Origin of the sequence: Streptomyces sp. SID12501 (genome assembly GCF_010550245.1) — a bacterium.
GTDB lineage: Bacteria > Actinomycetota > Actinomycetes > Streptomycetales > Streptomycetaceae > Streptomyces.
Window position 1 is genome coordinate 1 of sequence record NZ_JAAGLU010000106.1, and the last position, 1,332, is coordinate 1,332.

Here is a 1,332-nt window from a genome sequence, read left to right on the forward strand (position 1 = left end):
GGCGCCGATGGAGCAGGCCCGCAAGGCCGAGGCGGTGGCGCCCGCGCTGGAGCTGCGCGAGGCCGCCGAATCCGAGCACCGGCGCGCGGCCGACGGTGAGACACGCGCGCGTGCCCTGCTGCCGGACACCTTCGTGGACGCCGGCGCCGGTGGACTGGCTGCCGCCGCACGCCGGGCCGCCGAGGAGCTGGGCGGCCTCGAATCCGCCCGCCGCGCCGAACAGCGGCTGGACCGACTGACCGCCGAGCGCACCGGCCTGGACCGTCAGGAGCGCGCCGACGAGGACGTCCTGCACGACGCCGAGAACTGGCTCGGCGACTGGGAGACGACGCGGGCGGGCCTCCAGGCCCGTATCGAGTCGGCCCAGGAAGCCGCCACGAGGGCCGAACAGCTCGCCGTCCAGCGGGAACCCGCCCAGAACCGGCTCAGGGCAGCCCGCCAGCGCGACACGTTCGCCCGGGACACGGACGAGACGCAGACACATGTACTTGGGGCGCGCGAGCGTGCCACGGAGGCGAAGGCCCACTGGCTCGACCTCAAGGAACAGCGTCTGAACGGCATCGCCGCCGAGCTGGCCGCCAACCTGGCCGACGGCGAACCCTGCGCCGTCTGCGGAGCGACCGAACACCCGGCGCCCGCCCGGAAGATCGCCGGGCACGTCGACCGCGAGGCGGAGGAGCGGGCGCTGGCTTCCTACCAGCGGGCCGACGAGCGGCGCGCCGAGGACGAACGCCGACTGGGCCTCGTACGCGAGGCGCTGGCCGCTGCCAGCGCCGAGGCCGGCGACGCGCCCACCTATCAACTCGCCGCACAGGCCGAGGGGTTGGAGCGGCGGTACGAGGAGGCCCGACGGAGTGCCTCCGGGCTGCACTCCGCGCACGAGGAGCTGCGCCGGGCCGAGCAGGAGCGTGAGCGCCGCAGCGCCGCCCAGCAGGAGGCGGCGCTCAGGACGGCGTCCCGGGTCGCCCGCCGGGACGCCCTCGATGCTGAACGGTCGGCGCTGGAGGGGGAGTTGGTGCAGGCCCGGGGCGGCGCCGACAGCGTCGCCGTGCGGGCCGCACAGCTGGAACGCCAGGCCGCGCTGCTCACCGAAACGGCCGAAGCCGCACGCGCCGCCGAGGACACCGCCCAGCGCCTCAAGGACGCCGACGCCCGCCTCGCCGACGCCGCCTACCGCGCCGGGTTCGACACCCCACGCGCGGCGGCGGACGCCCTCCTGGACGACGCGGCCCACCGCGAACTCCAACGGCGGCTGGACGACTGGCAGTCGGAGGAGGCCGCCGTACAGGCCGCCCTCGCCGAGCCCGACACCCTGGCCGCAGCGCAGCAGCC

Annotated in this window: 1 pseudogene; it reads left to right on the forward strand. The window is 76.4% G+C overall.

Going from position 1 to position 1,332, the window contains the following annotated elements:
• A pseudogene (locus tag G3I71_RS44615) lies at nt 1-1,332 on the forward strand (SMC family ATPase); the annotation flags it as partial.